General features: G+C 70.5%; 1 pseudogene. It reads left to right on the top strand.

What is annotated here, in order from left to right:
• A pseudogene (locus HWX22_RS31435) lies at positions 1-518 on the top strand (tripartite tricarboxylate transporter permease); the annotation flags it as partial.

Genomic DNA, 518 nt, shown 5'->3' with positions numbered 1-518 from the left:
CGCCTGACCACGGTGATCGCCGCGCGCAACGGCGTGACCGAGGCCACCTATATCGCCGAGGCGCTGATCCCGCTGATCGCCTTCGGGCTGCCGCTGAGCCCGGTGGCGGCGGGGCCGGCCGCGCCGCTGTTCAATGCGCCGCCGCGCTTCTTCGTCGACACGGCCGGCGGGCAGGTCCACAACCTGCACACGCTGATGTCGGCCTGGGCCTTCCTCGGCTACGGGCTGCTCGCGGTGCTGCTGGCCGCGCTGATCGCCTATCCGCTGGCGATGAACTACGCGCATCGCGCGGCGTCGTTCGTGGCGCGCAAGCTCTCGCACGAGGCCATCATCGCCACCTTCTCGGGGCTGATCGTGGTGATCGGCGTGTGGGAGGGCGGCCTGGCGGGGCTGGCCGTGATCCTCACGGTGGGGCTGGTGGGCGGCGTGCTGTCGAGGCTGTTCGGCTTCAATACCGGCGTGCAGTTCATGGGCTACTACGCGGCCGTGCTCGGCGTGCCGGCCTTGATGAAGCTGGT

This window comes from Burkholderia sp. BCC1638, from assembly GCF_902833195.1.
Classification (GTDB): domain Bacteria; phylum Pseudomonadota; class Gammaproteobacteria; order Burkholderiales; family Burkholderiaceae; genus Burkholderia; species Burkholderia diffusa.
This window is presented reverse-complemented; position numbering and strand designations above follow the sequence as displayed.